The 22,519-nt window shown below is 37.0% G+C and carries 13 protein-coding genes; 2 read left to right on the top strand and 11 right to left on the bottom strand.

Going from position 1 to position 22,519, the window contains the following annotated elements; genetic code table 11:
* Position 1: 1 nt before the first annotated feature.
* The 9 genes from ACJG85_RS09405 to ACJG85_RS09365 all read right to left on the bottom strand — a co-directional run bounded on the left by ACJG85_RS09405 (position 2) and on the right by ACJG85_RS09365 (position 15,848).
* Positions 2-1,750, bottom strand: a complete 1,749-nt coding sequence (locus ACJG85_RS09405) for a cellulase family glycosylhydrolase (protein WP_412476274.1) — start codon at positions 1,748-1,750, stop codon at positions 2-4.
* Between the two features lie 22 nt (positions 1,751-1,772).
* Complete coding sequence (locus ACJG85_RS09400) at positions 1,773-3,227, bottom strand: glycoside hydrolase family 30 protein (RefSeq protein WP_412463898.1); 1,455 nt, start codon at positions 3,225-3,227, stop codon at positions 1,773-1,775.
* 22 nt (positions 3,228-3,249) lie between these two features.
* Complete coding sequence (locus ACJG85_RS09395) at positions 3,250-4,692, bottom strand: glycoside hydrolase family 30 protein (RefSeq protein WP_412463897.1); 1,443 nt, start codon at positions 4,690-4,692, stop codon at positions 3,250-3,252.
* A 135-nt stretch (positions 4,693-4,827) separates the two neighbouring features.
* Positions 4,828-5,904 carry a glycoside hydrolase family 16 protein gene (locus ACJG85_RS09390; RefSeq protein WP_409680587.1) on the bottom strand — a complete coding sequence of 359 codons (1,077 nt, stop codon included), beginning with the start codon at positions 5,902-5,904 and terminating at the stop codon, positions 4,828-4,830.
* 76 nt (positions 5,905-5,980) lie between these two features.
* Complete coding sequence (locus ACJG85_RS09385) at positions 5,981-6,955, bottom strand: hypothetical protein (protein WP_412476273.1); 975 nt, start codon at positions 6,953-6,955, stop codon at positions 5,981-5,983.
* Between the two features lie 6 nt (positions 6,956-6,961).
* Positions 6,962-8,074 (bottom strand): hypothetical protein, encoded by a 1,113-nt coding sequence (locus ACJG85_RS09380; protein WP_412476272.1) that lies wholly within the window; start codon positions 8,072-8,074, stop codon positions 6,962-6,964.
* Positions 8,075-8,085: 11 nt separating this feature from the next.
* Positions 8,086-9,591, bottom strand: a complete 1,506-nt coding sequence (locus tag ACJG85_RS09375; protein ID WP_409680579.1) for a RagB/SusD family nutrient uptake outer membrane protein — start codon at positions 9,589-9,591, stop codon at positions 8,086-8,088.
* 12 nt (positions 9,592-9,603) lie between these two features.
* Positions 9,604-12,687, bottom strand: a complete 3,084-nt coding sequence (locus ACJG85_RS09370) for a SusC/RagA family TonB-linked outer membrane protein (RefSeq protein ID WP_412476271.1) — start codon at positions 12,685-12,687, stop codon at positions 9,604-9,606.
* A 341-nt stretch (positions 12,688-13,028) separates the two neighbouring features.
* Positions 13,029-15,848 (bottom strand): triple tyrosine motif-containing protein, encoded by a 2,820-nt coding sequence (locus ACJG85_RS09365; protein WP_409680573.1) that lies wholly within the window; start codon positions 15,846-15,848, stop codon positions 13,029-13,031.
* A 141-nt stretch (positions 15,849-15,989) separates the two neighbouring features.
* Between ACJG85_RS09365 and uvrA the strand changes: the two genes are divergently transcribed.
* On the top strand, positions 15,990-18,791 hold the full coding sequence (gene uvrA, locus ACJG85_RS09360) for an excinuclease ABC subunit UvrA (RefSeq protein ID WP_412476270.1): 2,802 nt from the start codon (positions 15,990-15,992) through the stop codon (positions 18,789-18,791).
* Positions 18,792-18,824: 33 nt separating this feature from the next.
* On the opposite strand, the gene ACJG85_RS09355 is transcribed toward uvrA, so the two are convergent.
* A complete protein-coding gene (locus tag ACJG85_RS09355; RefSeq protein WP_409680568.1) occupies positions 18,825-19,997 on the bottom strand; it encodes a M28 family peptidase in 1,173 nt (390 codons plus the stop codon).
* Positions 19,998-20,271: 274 nt separating this feature from the next.
* Between ACJG85_RS09355 and ACJG85_RS09350 the strand changes: the two genes are divergently transcribed.
* Positions 20,272-20,871, top strand: a complete 600-nt coding sequence (locus ACJG85_RS09350) for a hypothetical protein (protein WP_409680565.1) — start codon at positions 20,272-20,274, stop codon at positions 20,869-20,871.
* 91 nt (positions 20,872-20,962) lie between these two features.
* Here the strand turns inward: ACJG85_RS09350 and ACJG85_RS09345 are convergent, their stop codons facing one another.
* Positions 20,963-22,399: an MFS transporter gene (locus ACJG85_RS09345; protein WP_412476269.1), complete on the bottom strand. Its 1,437-nt coding sequence runs from the start codon at positions 22,397-22,399 to the stop codon at positions 20,963-20,965.
* Positions 22,400-22,519: the final 120 nt, after the last annotated feature.

Below are 22,519 nucleotides of genomic sequence, written 5' to 3'. Positions count from 1 at the left end.
TTTAATTATTTTTCGGGACATTAAATTCGAGATAGTTCAGATGAGCGCCGCCTTTTTCGAAGACAATTCTGAGTTTGTTTTCTCCTTTGGTAAAGGCTACTTTATCTAAAACAACCGTGTTCCAATTGGAAGCTCCTCCGGTTGTTGGTAATGTTACTGTTTTAGAAACCTTGTTGCCGTTTGAGTCGGCCAAATAAATACTACTGTTATTATTGGTTGCATATCTCAGTGAAACTTCAAAAGTTTGGGCGTCAGTGAGGTTGAAAGTGTATTGCAACCATTCGCCATCCTCTGTGTCAATTACAGCAAAACCATTGGTTGGTGTATCGTTGCATTTTTGAATATCAACACCGTCATTTCTCATTTGATTACCGGAATTCCAATCGGTTTCTTTTCCACCGTTTGACACCCAATAATTGGCTACGACCTTATCGAAGTAAGCAAAATTTATTGGTCCTAAATCGTATTCTGTTGTAAAAATTCTTCCCGGTAAAACCTGTTTTTTATAAGGTTTGGTATCGTTAGTTCGTATTTGTCTGAACATGGCATCAATCACATCATACTTGACTGTTACATTATCCATTTTGTAATTATTGGCTATTTGCATCAGTATTGCCGTGGCTTCTTGTACTGTTGGCTTATTTTTGCCCTCCTTCCAATAGCGTAATAAGTTTTCGTATCCCGGAGTTATTTTCACTGAAGTTACACCGGCTATATTGTCGATTTTTTTCATAGGCCAAAAAGCCCAACCAATATTATTAGATTCTATTAATGTAATAACATCTTTAAACCAAACATTGGAGTTTTCTCCGGTTTCACCCAACCAAATCGGAACATTCCATTCTTTTCTGTAATTAACGATTTCTTGGATGGTAGCCATATCATTATAACTCCAATACTTGTGAAAACTTAAGGCTATATTATCGTCCCAAAGCGGAAACATGCCTTTGTAGTTATTGCCCCAACAATTCCCTTCGATGATGATTAAGTGATTGGTATCGACTTCGCGAATGGCTTTGGTGATGTTGATTTGCAAATTGCGCAACGGCACATTTTTAGTTTCATCACAACCGTTTTTGTTGGTACCCGAAAAATTCCAATTGGGTTCGTTGATAATATCGTAGGCACCAATCCAAGGTTCATTTTTATAACGCTCGGCCAATTTTTGCCAAAAAGCAATCATTTTATTTTGATTTGCTTCGCTTTCCCAAAGTGACGGTTTGGTTTCGTCGTAATCAGAAATATTGGCATCTTTCCCTTGTCCGCCCGGAGCAGCGTGTAAATCAAGTATAAGGTACATTTTATTCGCTGCACACCATTCCAGTAAATCATCCGTCATTTTAAGTCCTTCTTCCAACCAAGTATTTTGTCCCTGAATTGGTTCTTTTTCGATAGGCAGAGTGTAAAGATTGTAATGCATTGGCAAGCGGATTGAATTAAATCCCCAAGCTGCTAAAGAATCAACATCTCTTTTAGTAAGACCGTTATTTTTATAGGCTTTATAAAACTCCTCAGTGTTTTTTTCTCCTATTAAATCGGTTATTTTTTGCTTGATTTGGTGTTGTGGTCCGGCAAAATCAGCAGTTTTAAGCATATAGCCTTCCTGCACCATTAAGCCGCCAATACCAAGACCTCGCAATAGGACATTATTGCCTTTGCCGTCCACAATTTTTTGGCCGTCTCTTTTTAAAAAACCCTGACTAAAAACAGTGGTCGATAACAATAAAAAAAATAACAACTGTTTCTTCATCGTCAACAATATGATTTAAAATTTAATAAACTAACGTTTGAATAGCGTTAGGTAAAATAGACACTTCAGTTGCTGTAGTTCCAACACACAAAAAGTAATTGATTTTCAGATTACTCTGATTCATAACCACAGTCACTACTTTACCATCTTTATTGATAAAAGAAGTGGTTAAAAGTTGACTTCTACTGGCGGCACTGCTCACCCTTTTAGCACCTTTTTCAATAAACTTTGAAAAATGTCCGATAAAGTAATAGCTTGGCGTGTAAATCAATTCACCTGTGGTTGTATCGGCATGAAGTGGTGCAAAACAGAAGTTTTTCACATGATTAGGACCGCCGTTTTGGTCTAACAAAATATTCCAATCAGTCCATGCTACTGTACCGTTATTGAAATCGTTAATCATCGATTTTCCGTAACGTTGACCATTTTTCCACAATTGGTATTTGGCGGCATCAAATTTTTCCACACAACCCTCGGTGAACATTAAGTTTTTGGTTGGATACTGTTCGTAAACCTTTCCAACGTTATCATACATCTGATCGCCTCCACTCCAACTTTCGTACCAATGGAAACCAATTCCCCAAACGTATTTGTTGGCAGCAGGATCGTCCAAAATGGTGTTTGCTCTTTGTAATAACAAATCTCGGTTATGGTCCCAAACGGTAATTTTTTTATTTCCCATTCCGGCTTTTTGTAGTGTTGGTCCCAAGTAGTCTCTTAGAAAATCTCTTTCTTCTTCTGCAGTGAAAATACACGATTCCCAAATTTGTTTGGCCATCGGTTCATTTTGAACAGTCAATCCCCAAACCGGTAATCCTTCTTGTTCTAACGCTTTAATATACTTCACATAGTAATTAGCCCAAGCCTGACGGTATTCAGGCAAAAGTTTTCCACCGTGCAACATGTTCTTGTTGTCTTTCATAAATGCCGGAGGTGACCACGGACTAATATAGAAAGAAGCTTTATTGCCAATCATGGCCATGGCTTTCTTAATCAATGGAATCTTAAACTGTTTGTCGGGTTGGATGTTGAACGTTTTTAATTCTTTATCGCCTTCTTGAACATAAGTGTAAGAACCGGAACTAAAGTCACAGCTATTCATGTTGGTTCGAACTAAAGTATAACCTATTCCTTTATCTTTTGAAAAATAGGCATTTAGAAATTCTTCCTGCTTTTCAGGAGATAGTTTGGCAAAAACTTCAGCACTGGCATCTGTAATAGCGCCACCAATACCTACAAAGGTTTGAAAAGTCCTATCAGGATTTACAAAAACACAAACCTGAGTTTCCAGAGGCTGTTTTAACTCTTTAAACTGAAGATCAGCTGTTTTGGTTAAGCGAAAATCGGAACTGTCAGCAGAAGTGTAAACTGCAACTGTCCTATTCTTTGTTGAGAAGGGTAATGATTTTGTTTTTTGCTTTCTTTGGGCAGAAGCACCAACAACAATCAATAACACCAATACTATAATTTTTTTCATTCTGAACACTTTAGAAATTTTTTTACCAGATAAATGTTCCTACAGCACCTGCTTCTAAAGAAACGGCTACCCATTTACCATTATGCTTAATATTGAATACCGAAGGGCTTGAGCCATCATTTAAAACAATCAAAACCTTTTTCCCTTCCGGCGTTTTAAATGCGGCATTATACAAGCTACCCGATTGAGATGAAGCAATTCTTACCGAACCTGTCGGTACAAACTTAGAGGCATGAGCAATAATGTAGTAGCCTACGTTTCTCTCATAACTAAAACTTCCGTTTACAGTAATGGCTCCTTTACAAGTGGTACAACCTCCATTGGTATGAGGTCCGAATGAAGCGTCATTGGCTAAATTCCACTCTAAAGCAGTTTTACTCCAATTGCGCATGGAACCAATAATTACATTTTTGAGGTGCCATTTTAAGTCGCCGTCAAAACTGCCGGTTGAAGCCGTATATTGTTCGGTGAAATATAAATTTTTAGTTGGATAAGCGTTGTGAACGGTACTTAATGCTGAAATATCACCGGCATATAAATGAAATGCTGAACCGTCAATAAAAGGATTCGCAACAGCATCGGACAAAACAGTCATTGGATATTGCGGATTATCACAATTGTGATCATAAGTCACAATTTTTGTGGTAATTCCTGCCGTTTGAAAGGCTGGTCCTAAATGATTTTTAATAAAGTTCGCTTGTTCTGTAGCCAACATTAATAAGCTTGGATTGTTGCCCGGATGTAAAGGTTCGTTTTGCGGTGTTATAGCGTCAATTCTGATTCCTTCAGCCTGCATGGCTTGGATATATTTTACAAAATATTGGGCATAAACCCCGTAATATTGTGGTTGCAAACTTCCCCCAACAGTACTTCCGTTATCTTTCATCCAAACGGGTGGAGACCAAGGGGTAGCCATGATTTTTATATTGGGATTGATTTGCAAAATTTGTTTCAAAAGTTGGACTAAGGCATTATCGGGTGCTAAACTGAAATTTGTCAGATTGACATCCGTTTGACCTGAAGGCATATCATTATATGAATAAACAGAGCTGCTCAAATCGGAAGCTCCTATACTAATTCTTAAATAACTAACTGAAATTGAATTGGTTGAAAAACCAAAAAGTTCTTGTAGTAATTCTTGCTTTTTTGAAGCAGACAATTGATTGATTACATCAACACTTCCTCCGGTTAGGGTGTAGCCAAATCCATCAATTGTTTGAAATGATTGGCTGTCGTTGACATCAATATTAGGATAAACATTGGTATTGGTATTGAAACCGAGTATGGTATTTTGCTTCTCCAGCTTTACACTACCGTTACCTTTAGTGAGCCAAAATGCCACATCATTGGTTGTTGGTGTAGGATCCGGGGTAGGATTTGAATCATCAGAAGACTGAGCGCAACCGGACAATATTCCTAATAGTAAGGAAAAAAAGACCGATTTTATTTGAGTAAGGTTTTTCATAGGTAAATAGGGAATTCCCGGTAATTAAGGGCTTTAAAATCATCGATAAGTTAGACAGCTAAGCAGCGTCCTGTAAAGCTTCTGCCTTTGCACAAACAGAAGCTAAAAGGACACTAATTTTAACTAAACAAAATATTAATGATAAACATGAACATAATCAACTTCAAGAGTGGCAGAAGTGAAATTAGGATCGACAGCGCCTCCGAAATTTCCACCCATAGCACAATTGAAGATAAAGAAGAATGGTTTGTTGAAAGGCAAACCGTTGTTGTTAAGGAATGTGTAATACAACACATTATCAACATAAAACTTGATAGTGCTTGCTGACCATTCACAAGAATATATATGGAACTCTGTGGTAGCATTATTAATCACCACACTGCCTCCGTCTGCATTTCCACCGGAGTGTCCGGGATGATGTAGCGTACCGTAAATTCTGTTGAGATTATTCCCAATATGTTCCATAATATCAATCTCACCACAACCAGGCCAAGGATTAGTGTTAATGTCGGAACCTAACATCCACAATGCAGGCCATGTTCCGCCACCTGCCGGTAATTTGGCTCTGATATCTACTCTTCCGTATTGAAATTGGTATTTGTTTTTAGTAACAATTCTTGCGGAAGTATAATTACTACCGTTGTATTGCTCTTTTATTAAATTAATTTTTAAAACTCCATTCTGAACTATTACATTTTCAGGTCTATTGGTGTAATGTTGTAATTCATTATTACCCCAACCTCCTGCACCGGTTTCATAACTCCATTTAGAGCTATCCGGCGCACCGTCAACATTAAATTCATCCGACCACGCCAAAGTTGCAGTCACATATACGGTTACTGCAACGCTGGTTGAAATGAACTCAGCTCCGTTATAAGCCGAAACATAAACGGTATAGGTATTAGTACCGGATTGGGTAAAAGTATAATTGAATATACCGGTAGTAGAATTGATAACATCACTACCAATTAAAATTTTATATGATGTGGCATTATCGGCAGAAACCGTAAAATTAACTACACCACTACCGTCTCCGTTTGGCATTGAGGGTGTTGTACCAACTATTACCTTATTAACTACAAGGTTTGTGGGTTTTGAATCAGTATCATCACCTCCACCACTGCTGCTACAACTGAGCAACAGTAAAATAGCCATTATCGAAAAAAGCCTTTGTCCGAGAGCGGCGCTGAATAACTCAAAATTATTTTTCAAAACAAATCCGATTTAATTGTTAGTTGTTAAACCGACAGAAATTTACAATAGAATTCCTGTCGGTTTTTTATGCTTATTAAATAGCCGGTACTAATTTTAAATACCATGCATTTCCTGTTTCAGTACCTTGAACTCTTAGGTACATATAATCAGGAGTAATGACCATAATTTCATATTCTTTTTGTAAAGCACCATAACCGATAAAAGTAGTTGTGCCCGACAATAAAATACTTGTTTGTGTTGATGGAGTATCAGCAGAAATTCCGGAGTTTGACGGAATAAAAGAGAAAGCTGTTGTTCCACCACCATATCCATAACAGCCTTCATCTCCTGCGCCAGGAATTCCCGGAATTGAGGCCAAAGAACCTGTTTTGGTAAATGCTCCGTCAGGAGTAGCCGATTGAATAGTGAATGAATTAGAAGAAGCTACTTTGGTAAAAGTAAAAGTTGCAGTATAGAAACAGTTACAACAAGCCACTTTTTCATTAATAGCTGCTGACCACCATATCGGAGAGGTGGCTCCTATCCATGGACCAACACCAAAGTGTCCTGGTACACTCTTATCAACTCTCCAAGCTTTTGATGCGTCATTGGTCAAATAGGTAACAATAGTAGGATCTGGTGTAAAGTTACTTACGACTTGCACTTCAGCTGTTGCGGTGGTTGAACTTCCTCCTTTTCCATAAGCTACAACAGTGATTCTGTATGTATGTAAACCTAAAGTGGTAAACTTCTTTTGAATAGTACCGGTTGGTAAACTATTGACAATGGTAGTTGGAACACTTACAAACTCTACTTCCGAATTTAAATCGGTTACGTCATTGTATCCGATTTTGAATGACAAAGCATCGTTAGCGGTAACTTTTATGTTAACCTTTCCTGAACCATCTCCGTTTGGATTATCGCCATTTTGACCTACAACTTCTGTTTCAATAACTAAATTGCTTGGTGCAGTTAAATCACCTAAGGAATAATTATCTTCCTGACATCCTACAAATAGAGATGCTACCAGTAGGAAGCTTAGTGATATGTATTTAAAATTGTTTTTCATAGTATCTTAATTTGATTGTCTAATATTGTCGATGTAAATAACTTCACCCAATCCATCGGTAACGTCGTTGTAACGGAAAACCAATTGACGGAAAGATGTTCCGGCAGGAATACCAGAAGCTCCAAAATCAAAAACCAACTCTTCCCACTGGTTAGCAACCGTTGAAGCTACTTTTAATACTTGATTTGGAATACCGCTATCTGCTTGTTCCAATTCAACATTTAACATTTTACCAACTTCAGTTGAGTAGACTAAAACTTTTATTTTATTACCATTGTCAATGTTAATTGGAATTGAGTTTGGTGTTGACATAGGTGTCCAAGTTCCGCTCCAAGAAGCAGCCCCGGTTGGCTTAGTATATCTCCAAACATTGTTACTGGTATTTAGTCCTCCAGGGAATGGATTAGCCACAACAGCAACGCCAACGCCTCCGAAAGTCCCTCCAATTCCATAATTTTGAATTGGACTTTCATAAGTGATTGGTAATGCAAAAGGGGCATAAACAGTAATCGGGAAAGTAGCTGTTGTAGTGGCAGCACCGCCGCTCAATGCCGTTACAGTTAAAGTGTAAACTCCCGGCGCATAGTTATGAGCCGGTACTGTAAATGTTTGTCCCAAAGAACCAGTCATAACAGTAGGTACTTCGTTGGCACCACCATCACCCCAAGTTACTTGCATACCATTGGCATAGTTAGCAGTTGCTGTGATAGTTAAAGAAGTTCCTGAAAAATTTTGTTCAACATTAATATCCGTTGGAGCCACATAAGTAACTTGCAAAGGATAGGTGTTGGTGGTAGTTTGACCGGCTAAGTCATAAGATACTATGGTAACATTATAACTTCCTTCAGGATAATTGTGGGAAGTACTTTCACCGGGAAAGAGTGTGATTTCACCATCGTTTCCGTGACCTAAAGTTACTACTGATTTTGATATACCTTCACCAATAGGTGTTACTCTTACAAGTCCTGAATTATCAGTACTGATATCAAAAATTCTATCAAAATTTGCGGCAGAAACTGAATTTAGTGAAGATAAATCCGAGTCAATTCCCTCTGGCGTACTACAACCTGTAAACGCCAACATTGAAAGAACTGCAAAACTTAAAATTATTTTTTTCATGTTGATCTTTATTAATAATTAGGATTTTGAACTATTTGTGTACCAGCTAATTCTGATGCAGGAATAGGTAAAATTTCATGTTTACCGGCTACAAATCCTCTTGAAGCTAAAACTGTAGGTGCGTCTCCCCAACGAACTAAGTCGAACCATCTGTGTCCTTCACCGGCTAATTCTCTTCTTCTTTCATTTTTTATGGCTGTCATTGATACCGGAACAGATGGTAATCCTACTCTGCCTCTAACGGCATCTAATAAAGCTTGAGCTCTTGTACCAGTTCCGCCTAAAGCTTCTGCTTCCATTAAATAAGTATCCGCCAAACGAATAGCATAAGTGTTTTGTCTGTAATTCAACACCGCATCACCGGGACCTGAATAAACATCCGCTTGTTTAGGTAAAAACTTGTTTAGGAAATAACCTGTATCTTGGTAACCACCAATATAGTCGGCATGACCTGCAGTTTTCAAGGCATTTAAATTTAAAACTGTGGCATTTAATCTAGGATCGCCTTGCATGAATGTGAAGAAATCATCAGTGAATACATTAAAACTCCATCCTGAAGGCAGATCTGGAGCAAAAGCACTATTTAAGCGCACATAACTTCTTGGTCCTACCATCACGTTTACAGTATTTCCTTCATCAGCATTTCCTCCCCAAATTCCCCAATAAGAACCTTGAGCAGAGTGAGAAACTTCTAAAACAGACTCAGAATTAAATTTGTTAGAGAAATTCCACAAATCATTATAGTTTGACAACAAACTGTATCCATATTGACTTACACCTCCGGGAGTACCATTAACTTGAGCCAATTCAGCAGCAGCTTGAGAATTTTTACCTTGGTATAGATAAACTTTACCTAAAATTGCTCGGGCTGAACCTTGCGTTAAACGACCACCATCGGTATCTACGTTAACAGTCATCGGTAAATTATCAATAGAGCTTGTGATATCCGACTCAATTTGGGCATATACTTCTGCAGGATCTGCTTGAGTAACTGAATAGTATTGAGATGGTGCAAGAGGCTCTAAAATTAGAGGAACATTCTTGAACATTCTCACCAAATTAAAGTAATAATAAGCTCTCAATACTTTAGCTTCTGCTGTAAATCTGGCTTTAGTGGTTTCATCCATAGGAACGCCAGGAAGTTTAACCAACATTAGGTTAGCTCTGTAAATTCCTCGGTAATAATCACTCCAAAAACTTCTCGGGATTGTATTCGTATTTATTGTATAATTAGAAAACGACTGAATTCCTGCACCGTCAGAAGAACTACCACCACCGGCGAATTGGTCGTCTGAACCGGCATTAAACATGGTAATCATATTTTCAAATCCACCCGAATTTTTTCTTACCATATCATACACTCCTACCAAACCGGCAAACGCTTCAGTTTCGTTTCTGTAATAATTGGTTTCTACGTTTAATCCACTCGGATCTACCTCTAAAAATTCTTCACTACATGAAGTAACCATTAATGAGGTTAAGGCAGTTAACGCTAAAATTTTAATATTTCTTTTCATCTTATTTTTTTTTTAGAATTGTAAGTTAGCACCAAACATAAAAGAACGAGCTTGTGGATAATATCCTCTATCGATTCCAAAAACATCTCCTCCGATTTCCGGATCATATCCGGTATATTTAGTTAAAGTTAATAAGTTCTCAGCTGTAATGTACAAGCGAACTTTTTGCATACCGATTTTGTTGATAATAGTAGAAGGTAATGTATAACCTAATTGTACTACCTTAAATCTCAAGTAATCACCATCTTCTAAATAGAAATCTGACATCTTAGTAAAGTTACCGTTAGCATCATCACTTGAAATTCTAGGATATGAATTAGAAGTACCTTCACCGTTCCATCTGCTTAATACCTCTGTAGAGTAATTGGCTTTGCCGATATCCAAACGTCGTAATCCTTGGAAAATTTTATTTCCGGCTGCACCTTGCGCAAAAATCATCATATCGAAACCTTTGTAATCCATGTTGATGGTGAATCCGAAAGTCATTTTAGGTAGCGGACTGCCTAAGAATTTTTTATCATCATCTGTTATACTTCCGTCACCGTTAACATCTTTCCATCTAAAATCACCGGGAACTGCATCAGGTTGGATTAAACCTCCTGAAGCATTAGTGTAAGCATTGATTTCTTCTTGGTTTTGGAATATACCAGCTGTTTGGAATCCGTAAAAAGAGTTATAAGCTTGACCTACTTGAGTTCTCGTTACCGGCCCCATAGACTGGAATCCAGGTCCAGTGTAAAAAGGTACCGGACCTAAATAATCCACTTCGTTTTTGACGGTAGCCAAGTTAGCATTCACAGACAAGTTAAATTCGTTGATTCTTTTTTTGTACCCTAACTCAAATTCTAAACCTGAGTTATGCATTTCACCAATATTTTGGAAAGGTGGTGCTTCATTACCTACATATCCCGGTAATTCAGGATCTAATAAGATACCGGATGTTTTCTTTTTGTACCAATCAAAAGTGAAAGTAAAATCATTTAATAATTTGGCATCAAAACCTATATTGGTTTGGGTAGTTTCTTCCCATTTTAACTCAGGGTTGGCAATTCTTCCCGGAGTTGAACCTGATGTAACTACACCTGAATTACCGAATGTGTAATTTCTTCCACCTTCAATAATTGCTTGGTAAGCAAAATTTGGAATTCTACTATTTCCGGTTACCCCGTAACTGAAACGTAACTTGAGTGTATTTAAAATTTTATTCTCTTTCCAAAATTCCTCTTTGGTTGGAACCCATCCAAGGGATAGAGACGGGAATGTACCGTATTTGTTATCCGGACCAAATTGTGAAGAACCATCTCTTCTGATCAATCCACTGAACAAGTATTTTTCTTTGTAATCATAAGTAATACGACCGAAAAGAGATGTAGTAACATTAGCAGGATAATCGTAGGCATAACCTATCTTATTATCTTGAGTAACCGTTCCGTCATTAAATGAGGCTTCAGAAGAATCGTTAGTGCTTAAACCGAAGTGAGTCGCGCTTGTCATTTTATAAAACTCATTATTTTTATAAGCTCCCTGACCTAACAATACCGTAAAATTATGGTCTTTGATATTTTTTGTATAGGTTAATGTGTTTTCAGTATTCCAGTTAAAAGCTCTGTTTTCAACTCTGGAAATGTTGTTCAAAGTTGTATTGTTAACCGTTGGACTCAAATAATACAAAGGTGTAAACCCTTGTCCGCCCCAATAGGCTAATTTTGCTCCAAAAGTTGATCTTAATTTTAAATCTTTCATCAATTTGACTTCAGCAAATACATTCCCAATGAAATCATCAGACCAGTTGTATTGACCTCCTCTGGTTTTAGCATAGGCAATTGGGTTAGTCATTTCTTGTCCAACCACTCCGGAAATTCCGTAAGGATTGCCATTATTGTCTCTAATCACATAAGGATTGGTGTAAATTGTACCATTTGCCAAAATCGGATCTGTTTCCACAATTGGCGTTATAGGATCCAAATTAATAGCTGAGGCTAATGGCCCACCGTACTCACTATTAGTGTTTCCGATACCAATAGATTTTTGATGAGTGTATCCGATTGTTTGCCCTACTGTAAGCCAATCTTTAACCTTATGGGTTGAATTCAAACGAATATTTTTCTTGTTGTAGCTTGAAATTTCAGGCATGACAATACCCTCTTGACTTTGTGTTCCAAAAGAAAAGTAAAAGTTAGAAACATCTCCACCGCCACTCATGCTGATTTCATGTAAATAACGACGAGCACTATCACTGAATATTGCTTTCTGCCAATCAGTACCTTTTCCTAATGATCCTAAATCAGGATAAGGAACACTTCCTGTTCCTCCACCATTAATATAACGCTCATTCATGATAGCACCATATTGAGTAGCATTAAGCAAGTTTAATGTTCTTTCAGGTGAAGAAATCCCTTCAAATCCATTATAGTTTACTGTAAGTTTACCTGATTTACCTTTTTTTGTGGTTACCAATATAACTCCGGCAGCAGATTGCGCACCATAAATTGCGGCACTCGCAGCGTCTTTTAAAACTTCAATGGATTCAATATCTGATTGATTCAAAGCTCCAAGGGCACCCGAATCAACCGCAACACCATCAATTACCCACAATGGATTATTGTCATTTAATGTAGTGATACCTCTTACTCTAACAGTAGATGCTGAACCGGGTTGCCCAGCATTCATCGCAATGGTAACCCCCGCTGTTCTACCTTGTAGAGCTTGTTCCACACGACCATTAGGGACGTTTTCTAAATCTTTGGCAGTAACTTTAGAAATTGCTCCGGTAACAACACTCTTCTTTTGGGTTCCGTATCCCACATTAATTACAACTTCTTCCAAAGCATTGCTTTGTTCGGTTAGTTCTATAATCATGTTACCATCTGTAATAGTAACTTCTTTAGTAGTGTAACCTACATAAGAAACAACTAATTGGGTAACATTTTGAGGAACTTTGAGGGTAAACTTACCATCGATATCGGTTGAAGTTTCCACCGATGCTCCTTTGGCGGCAACATTAGCGCCGGGTAACGGAAGTCCACCTGAGTTCACTGTTCCGTTCACCGTTTTTTGTGCTTGTGCTGACACTATAAAGACAAAAAACATAGACATTAGGAAAACGTTTCTCCTAAATCTTTCAGAAAATAGCTTTAAATTCATAAGCGATTAATATTATTTGGTTTTGGTTATTTTATAAGACACTTTTTGTGCCTTGTTAATGTGATGTTAAATTATTTATTTAAAAAACACCATATCGATAATCAACCACAACAAAAAATATACATAGTGAAATTTTTTGACAATGAAAATGAGAATATGACAAAACAGTCAATAAATCATGGCGAATTTGATTTATGACTATACAGAAGTTGACTGTAGAAACAAAAAAAAAAGGGTTACGAAAAGGTTTTTGTTGTGGTAATGTTGTGGTAAAGACAGTATAAATTGTATAGTTAAATACTGAGAATATAGTTAACTAAACCATCATCATGGAGCAAATTGAGTTTTTTACGCAAACGATATCGTTTTATCTCTACACTTCGAATGGAGATATTTAACATCGGTGCAATCTCTTTTGAGGTTAAATTAAGCCGCAGATAAGCACAAAGTTTCAAGTCGCTTGGTGTTAAACTCGGATGGGCTGTTTTGATTTTTTTCAAAAAGTCTTTGTCAGCATTATCAAAAGCTTCTTTAAATATTTTCCAGGAATCTTTCTCTGCTATATTGCTATTGATTGTAGAAATCACCGATTTAATATTTCTACCGCTGTTTTCTTCAGAGGATTTCTTCAAGTCTTCCTTGATGATATTTAAAAGTTCATTTTTCTTAATCAAACTCATTGTAGAGGCCGCCAGCTCTCTGTTTTTAGCATCAACATCTTGTGAAAGCTGTTCGTTTCTCAGTTTCATAAGCTGTTGCTCATTTTCCAATGCAGCAATTTCAAGCAGTAAATTATTCTCTTCTATCAGTTTTTCCTCTTGTTTACGATAATAGTTTTGGTAAGCTTTGTTAATATAGAAAGCCATGGCTATTAATAATAGAATATAGCATATCCAGGCTAAATTAGTAGCATACCAAGGTTTTAAAATGGTAAACTTATATTCTACTGTATTCTCGGGAGATGAATTGGCAATTTTGGCCCTAACCTTGAAAACATAGTCGCCGGGTTCCAAATTTTTAAAATTAATACTCGATTTAGTGCTCCATTCGCTCCATTGCCCCTGTAGTCCTTCTAACATATATTGGTATTCCACATCTATAAATCTGTTGTATTGCGGAACCGTATAGTTAAAGACTAAGTTGTTCTCGTCGTGCTGAAGCTCTCCCTGTTCTGTAATAGATAAATTTACTATTGGTTCGCTAAGTTTGTTAACGCTTACATTACTTAGAATAATATTATGACTCTTCACTTTAAAGTCGGCCAGATTAATAACAAAATAACCGTCTGTCTTACCAACTAAATATTCATTATCCGATATTTGAGTGATGCTTTCATACCCAATCATCGGATTGGTGATAGAAAACGGTATAGAGATTTTATGTTTCTTTAGTTCTTTGTCAAAGTTCCCTGAAGTAAAATAATAGATGTAATTTTTGGTAAACAACCACATTTTATTAGATCTGTCAACGTTTAATTTGCCCGAGATATACTCGTCGTTCTTTAAAATACTGCTTAAACTAACATCCCTTTTAAATTTACCTGATTTTGCATCAAGCGCATATATTCCGCTCCTTCCGGCATAGTATATTGTTCCATTATATTTAGCCAAACTGATATGCTTGCCTTTAGATGGCGATTTTAAAACATCAAACTTTTTAACCTTAAAAAAATCCGAAGCCGGAGTAACTTTTAAAATACCTTTATATTCATGGCCGATATAGATTTCGTTTTGCTTGGTCAGTTCAAAATAACGAGAAGAAATATCAAAACCGTCCATTTTGTTGCGAAAAGACCAGGTACCACCTCGCTTCTCCAAAATGGAAAGTCCGTTATAATTTCCTTGCATAATCAAATTAGGTTGGTTAGGAATGCTATTGAACTTCCAAGTTCCGGATTGCTTGTAGATGAGTTGGGCCTGTCCGGAATTGATAATAAACGTTCCTAAGTCATGACCGCAAAACAATTGACCCTGATAGTCAAATAAGGTCCAAACTTGTCCTTTAGTTCCACTAATCAAATTAAAACTTTCGTTAGTGTCGGCTGATTTATAAAATAACCCTTGGTTGGTGCCTATATACAATTTTCCATTAAACTTAATGGAAGCATAAACAGTTCCCAAAAAACCCGAATCGTCTTTAAAACTTCTGATGGGAGATTGAAGATTGATACAATCTATTCCGTTGTCCAATCCCAACCATAAATTATTGTCATCATCTTCATTTAAAGACAAAACCGTATTATTACTCAATCCACTGTTTTGGGTAATGTGGTATCGAATTTTTCCGGAGCGATTCAGTATGTAAATTCCGTTAGAAATGGTTCCCAAAGCAAAACCACCATCTGATAACATTTTGGCACAAAAAACGGAATTCTGACGCAATTCACTATCGGATTCGAAGAAATAAGGCGTAACTACTTTGTCCTCTAACTTCAATACACCGGCTCTTTCGGTTTGCAACAACAAGCCTTCCTCTTGCTTGTAAATCTCTACAATCCTATTGTTCTTAATTCTTTCATCATTGCTAACCAACAAACTTTTGCCGTTGATGATTTCATACAAACCTTCTCCTATAGCTTGAAAATAAACGGAATTATTGATTTTGTAACATCTGAAAATATAAGGATGTTTGTCGATAAACTGAAACTTTCCGTCTTTAGCATTATACACATAAATTCGGTTAAAAGACTGAAATAAAACCCAATGATCAAAACTGATAATATTCCAAAAATGCTCGTCTTCAATTAATTTACTTTTTATTTTCTGACTCAAAGAGGTGTATTTCAAAAAGCCATTAGCTTGTCTTTTCCAAAAACCAAACTCCATGTAACATCCGGTAAATATTTTATCCCCAACAACTTTTACTGAACGTATAATCGTTTCATTTGGAGAGGGATAAATAGTCCAATTTGAACCGTTAAATTCCAATAAACCTTCGTTGTTAGCAAAATAAACAAACTGATTGCTATCGTGTGTCACCATCCAATTTTGGTTTCCGGCACCATAAGCCGTTGAACCAAACTTTACTATTGGGGGTAGTTCTTGAGCTGTAAGTTGAAAAACAAACAACAAAGCTAAGGCAACAAACTTTAATGAAGATTTACAAATAGACATATCTTGGTTTATAGTTTATGAATAAGTAAAAATATTGTTTCATTTTGAAGTATTCAATATAAAAACCAAAAAAATGTCATTCTAACCTTGTACGTTCTCATTTGAGAAATGATTAACTTTGCTCACATTTTTTCAACTGCTATGAAAAGTACCGAAATTGGCATATTAGAACCCAAAAAAAATATCCTCATCAAAGGCGCACAGATACACAATCTGAAGAACTTAGATGTGGTAATTCCTCGTAACGAGTTAGTAGTTATCACCGGACTTTCGGGTTCCGGAAAATCAAGTTTGGCTTTTGATACACTTTATGCGGAAGGCCAACGCCGTTATGTAGAAAGTTTGTCGTCTTATGCCCGTCAGTTTTTGGGCCGATTGGATAAACCTAAAGTAGAATACATCAAAGGAATCGCCCCGGCTATAGCTATAGAACAAAAAGTAAACACCACCAATGCGCGCTCAACGGTAGGCACTTCCACAGAGATTTACGACTATCTAAAACTGCTTTTCGCCAGAATCGGAAAAACCTTCTCACCTATTTCGGGTAATGAAGTTAAAAAAGACACGGTAACCGATGTAGTCAATGAAGTAAAAAACTTGGTGCCCAACAGCCGATGGTTGCTTTTGTCTCCGATTCATTTGGAAGAAGGCCGACAGTTAGAAGACAAACTGAAAGTACTATTACAACAAGGTTTTGCCCGAATTTTAGTCGATAACGAAATGGTACGCTTAGACCAAATCGACCAACATTCGCTAAACAATAAGGACATACTTTTAATCATCGACCGTATTGTTATCAACGAAGAAACTTTAGCAGACGAAGATTTTTACAATCGTTTAGCAGATGCTGTGCAAACGGCCTTTTTTGAAGGCAAAGGCATTTGTTATTTACAAGAAGCAGATACTAAAAAACGTTTGGATTTCAGTACCAATTTCGAATTGGACGGCATGAGTTTCCTTGAACCGAACATTCACTTGTTCAGCTTTAACAATCCGTATGGCGCATGTCCTACTTGCGAAGGTTACGGCAATATTATTGGTATCGATGAAGAATTGGTGATTCCGAATACTTCCCTTTCTATTTACGAAAATGCCATTTTTCCTTGGCGAGGCGAAAGTATGGGTTGGTACCGCGACCAATTGGTCAATCATGCTTATAAATTCGATTTTCCTATTCACAAACCTTATTTCGAATTGACCGATGAACAAAAAGATTTGGTGTGGAAAGGCAACAAATTCTTCACTGGTTTAAATGATTTCTTCCAAGAATTAGAAGAGAAAAACTATAAAATTCAAAACCGCGTAATGTTGTCTCGTTACCGCGGTAAAACCAAATGCACTACCTGTAAAGGCAAACGCTTGCGCAAAGAAGCCAATTACATCTCAGTTGGAGGCAAGACAATTTCCGATTTGGTGGATATGCCCATCAAACGCCTGATTCCTTTCTTTAAAGAACTGCTATTATCCGAATACGATGCTAAAGTAGCTAAACGTTTGCTCATCGAAATCAACAATCGCTTGGCTTTTTTGAGTGATGTTGGTTTAGATTACCTAACCCTAAACCGTAACTCGGCTACTTTATCAGGCGGTGAATCGCAACGCATCAACTTGGCGACTTCTTTGGGAAGCAGTTTAGTAGGTTCGATGTATATTTTAGACGAACCGAGTATTGGCCTACATCCTAAAGATACCGAGCGATTGATTAAAGTATTGCAAAATTTACGCGATTTGGGCAATACTGTAATTGTGGTGGAACACGACGAAGATATTATGAAAGCGGCCGACAGAATTATTGATATTGGTCCGGAAGCCGGGAGTTATGGCGGTCAATTAGTGGCCGAAGGTACTTTTACCGAAATACTCAAAGCTGATTCACTAACCGCTCAATATTTAAGTGGAAAACTCGAAATTCAGGTGCCGAAAAAACGAAGAAAATCAAACAACTATATTGAAATAAAAGGCGCCAGAGAAAACAATTTGCAAAACATCGATGTGACTTTTCCACTCGAGAGTTTGACCGTGATTACCGGAGTCTCGGGAAGCGGGAAAAGTACGTTGGTGAAAAAGATTTTGTTTCCTGCCATGCAAAAGAAACTCGAAGGCGCCGGTGATAAAGCCGGTCAATTCAGTGAACTGACAGGAAGTTTTTCGCACATCAAACACATCGAATACGTGGATCAAAATCCAATAGGCAGAAGTTCGCGTTCGAATCCGGTGACCTACATCAAAGCTTATGATGACATTCGTGATTTATATGCCAAAGAAAAGCTGTCGAAAGTACGTGGTTATCAAGCCAAACACTTCTCTTTTAATGTTGATGGCGGACGTTGTGAAACCTGCAAAGGCGAAGGCTCGATTAATGTTGAAATGGTATTTATGGCTGATGTTTCCTTGCCTTGTGATACTTGTGGCGGTAAACGTTTCAAAAAAGAAATCCTCGAAGTGGCTTTTGAAGGCAAAAACATAGACGATATTTTGTCGATGACCATAGACGATTCGATTGCATTCTTTAAAGAACACAAGCAAACTAAAATCATACAAAAATTACAACCTTTACAAGATGTTGGTTTAGGCTATGTACAATTAGGGCAATCGTCTTCCACGCTATCCGGCGGTGAAGCGCAACGTATCAAGTTAGCTTCATTCCTGGTTAAAGGGGTAACCAAAGAAAAAGCTTTGTTTGTATTTGACGAACCCACAACCGGTTTGCACTTCCACGATATTAAAAAACTATTGGCCTCTTTCGATGCCTTAATAGAAAAAGGACATTCTATTATTGTAATCGAACACAATTTAGATTTAATCAAATGTGCCGATTGGATTATTGATTTGGGTCCGGAAGGCGGCGAAAATGGCGGAAACCTATTGGCTGTTGGAACTCCTGAAGACATAGTAAAAAACAAAAAATCGATTACCGCAGCTTATTTGAAAGAGAAATTATAAAGAAAAAGCCTTCCGTTTGGAAGGCTTTTTTGTTTATTCTACTATTATTTTTTTGGTCAATCGCTCTTTGGAAGTTTGGAATACTGCCAAATACAAGCCTTTGGCTAATCCTTCTAAACTGACTGTTTCAATAAGTTGAGGATTTTCGATAGCCGTTTCTAAAACCTTTTTTCCATTCAAATCAATCAAGGAAAATGTATATTCGGTTTCATTCAAACTACCCATACTGATGTTGATAAACCCTTTGGCAGGCGATGGATAAAAACTCACCTGATTGGCTATAGGTGTATCATTGGACAATGTGGTAGCAGCTACAGCAAAATGCAACATAGCTCCAGTAGCTGCCTTGGCAATATTATAGACATACACGGGATCCATATTCACTAATAAATCGGTGGCTGTATGTCTGTGAGGTGTTTCATTGGTTTCAAAAAAGCCGGTAATCACCTCGTTATTGTCTTCAAACGGCATGTAATCAGAAGCATAGGCATAAGACAAATAAGTGTTTAAAGGCGAATAGAGTTGAACGCAATTGATTAATTCATTGGTTACGGTATTGGAAGCGGCATTATTAGATGTCGGACTTCCTGTATCACGTTCACAAGTAATAGTATCATTGGTCATATTGGCTCTTCCTCCTACTTCATCTATATTAAAGACTAACTTGATATTCATTTTCGGATTAGTAGCATTCACAACTGTAGATACAAAATGTTGGCTTCCAACCAGTCCGTCTTCTTCTCCGCTGAAATTGATAAATTTGATAGAGTATTCTGTTGGAATATTTTGCAACAAACGGGCCACTTCAAAAATAGTAACCACTCCACTACCATTATCATTAGTTCCTTTTCCGGTAATGGTGTCATAGTGACCACAAATGATAACATAGGTATTCGGATAAAGTGTCCCAACTTTGGTAACTACTAAATTTTTACAAGTGGTTGAACCGTTAGTAAAACTATACTCCTGCATTTGTGCAGCGGTGTAGCCATAACTTAAATATTCGGCTTTTAACCAATCTAAAGTATTCTGTAAGGCCGGCGTTCCTCTTCTTTTTACACCCAGGTTTTCAAACTCGGTCAAGTTGTTCAAAATATTAGAAGAAGATACTTGGTCTACTATTGAGCCGTAGAAAGGAATATATTGTTGGGCAAAACTGTTAAAGGTAAAAAAGCAAAAGAAAATGAATGCTAGTAGGTTTTTCATTGAGATATTAGTGGTATTACTAGATCATCTATAAAAAAATGATAGCAAATGTACTAAAATTTTAAATATTTCAAACTTATCTATCAAATTTTAAAATTAAAAAAATCTTTTGTAAATCACTGTAAATCTGTTTATTAAATTGTCTTAATCAAACCTTAAGAATTTACTTTTTGCTTTTGGCACACCAATTGGAATATGGATAACAACAGCAATTATTACTGTTCGAAGAAGCTGAAAATCGCAAGAGTAAGCAAAACTCAAATTTGTATTGATTATGAAAAAAATTACCCTTTTAGTAGCTACTGTTTTACTGGTTGGAAACATAGTGAATGCCACTGAAGTAAACACTTTCGGTGAAGAAAGAAGAGCGAGATACAGCTTTGATGAGCCAATCTCATTTGTAGAAAGAGGCATTGAGTTTTTTGTTTTTCCAAACGGAGACTTTGATTTTAATACACGTCCGCAAGACAATCAAGGCGGTTATTTTTATAAAACTGCCGGAAGACGCGGCACAACTGTAACAGCTAGAGGCACTTTTAACTATGGCGTTAGAATTGAACACGACAGCTTTGGTAGAGTTAGAAGAGTTGGTAACACCTTTATCAATTACGACAGCAGAGACCGAGTAAGCAGAATCGGAAGTGTATATATGAGATACAACCGATTTGCTTTAACACAAATTGGAGGATTACAAATTATATACAACCGCAGAGGTGACATAGTAGATATGATTGGTAGTATTAAGGGTTATAGAAATCAAGGTTATGTATATTACAACAACCACAATGTTTACAGTTACCAAACTAACAATGATGATGATTACTACTATTATAAAGAAGATGGCACCAAAGCTTTGATAGAAGAAAAAAAATAAATTGGGTTAGTTGATTTTTTGGTTAGGTTTTGATGAAAAAATCCCGCAAAGTTTACACGATGCGGGATTTTTGATTTTTTATTGAGATGGATTAATGTCCGCCACTTATTTTTTTATCAAAATCAATACCTTGACTTTTCAAAATTCCGGAAACTTTCCAAGCATAAAAAGCCAGATAAGCAAAACAAAGTACTCCCACGATGTAACTCGCATGAATAGTAGTAATATCGGCCACATAACCTTGCAACCAACTTACCAATCCGCCTCCCATAATCATCATGATTAAGAAACTACTTCCTTGACTGGTATGTTTTCCTAATCCACTGATAGCCAAAGTAAAGATACATGGCCAAAGTGTACTACAGAACAATCCAACACTAGTGAAGGCATATACGCTCACCATTCCGTCTGTTGCCATACCTACCAACAATGCGGCAATCCCCAAAAAGGAGAAAATCAACAACATCCTGGCCGGATTTCCTTTACTGGCCATATCAGCAAAAATCAAAACTAAAATGATTAAAGGATAAACGTAAAATGGTGTTAAATCGTGATTCATGAATTTGTTTACTCCCAAGAAAACCCCAAAAGCCAAATAAGGTGCTATAAAACGCAATATCTTTTGAGTGTTCATATTATCAGTAAACGCTTCTACCGCTCCGGTCCAACGACCAATCATCAAACTGGCCCAGTACAATGAAATAAACGGTGCAATGTCTTTGGTATCAAATCCTAAATCACTTTCCATGTAGGCTGGTAAATTACTGGCCGTAGACACTTCTACTCCAACATAAACAAAGATTCCAATCATTCCCAAAATCAACTGAGGGTAATTTAAAGCCGATTTTCTGACATTGGCTTCAACACCTTCTTCTTCAACAACTGCTGCAGGCTTATCGGGTAATGAGGAAAATTTCAATAAAACAGCTACCAATAAGAAAGCGGCACCTAAAACCAAATAAGGTATTTTCACACTTTCAATACTCATTTCAGCATCGTCCGAAGTAGCTGAACCAAAAATGGCAAAACTAACAATTAACGGTCCGATGGTAGTTCCTAAGTTATTAATTCCTCCGGCCATAGTTAAACGTTGTGATCCTGTAGTTATTGGTCCGAGTGCAATCGCTAAAGGATTGGCCACAGTTTGTTGTAAAGAGAAACCCAAAGCCACAATAAACAAACCGGATAACATCAAAGGAAATGAACCGGTATTGGCAGCTGGGTAAAACAATAAAGTTCCTAAAGCAGAAATCACTAATCCAAGAGCTAATGAATTCTTATAACCGATTCGGTTGATTAAATCGCCTTTTGTTAAAAATGAAATAATCATATAAATGATAGAACCAACAGTGTAGGCCACATAAAAAGCTACCGATACTAACTGACTTTGCCCTTGGGTTAAATCAAAAGCCTTTTTGAAAACCGGTATTAAAATATCATTACTAGCTGCCACAAATCCCCAAAAGAAAAATACGGTGACTAAGGGAATAAATTGTGCCCAATTGGTTTTTAAATTTTGTGTACTCATAGATAATAGTTTTTGGTTTGGTTGTTATAAGTTGTTGTTTGTGTAAAAATGTGGTCGTTAAATTATCAAATCAACAGTTAGTTTGATAATCACCATCGGATAAATATACATTTATAAGTA

The organism is Flavobacterium mekongense (assembly GCF_047038255.1).
GTDB lineage: Bacteria > Bacteroidota > Bacteroidia > Flavobacteriales > Flavobacteriaceae > Flavobacterium > Flavobacterium mekongense.
Note: the sequence above shows the minus strand (reverse complement) of the source record. Positions and strands in the feature narration are given on the sequence as shown.